At 60.0% G+C, this 310-nt stretch carries 1 protein-coding gene; it reads left to right on the plus strand.

Annotation, left to right across the window (positions count from 1 at the left end; genetic code table 11):
• A partial coding sequence (locus HBA93_RS20200) for a VirB8/TrbF family protein (RefSeq protein WP_286202092.1) occupies positions 1 to 227 on the plus strand: 227 nt, incomplete at its 5' end.
• Positions 228 to 310 lie beyond the last annotated feature (83 nt).

Raw genomic sequence — 310 nt, forward strand, 5'->3', positions numbered from 1 at the left:
ACCAAGTCACCGTCGAGGTATCGAGCGTCATCCGGGCATCGCCCGACAGCTTCCGCGTGGCCTGGACAGAACGCCACTACGAGAACGGCCAACTCTCCAGCACGCAGCGTTGGACCGCGATCCTCACGATTGTCGTGCAGCCTCCGCGTAACGCCGAACGGCTGAAGTCCAACCCACTAGGCATCTATGTCAATGCGATCTCCTGGTCGCGGGAGATGAGCCAATGAGCGTTATCGTCAGCGCATCGGACCGACCCGCAAGAAAAAAAGCTGCCCCTTTCGCTGTTCTCTTCGCCGCAACCATGCTCGCT

Source organism: Ochrobactrum sp. SFR4 (assembly GCF_019730395.1).
Classification (GTDB): Bacteria; Pseudomonadota; Alphaproteobacteria; order Rhizobiales; family Rhizobiaceae; genus Pseudochrobactrum.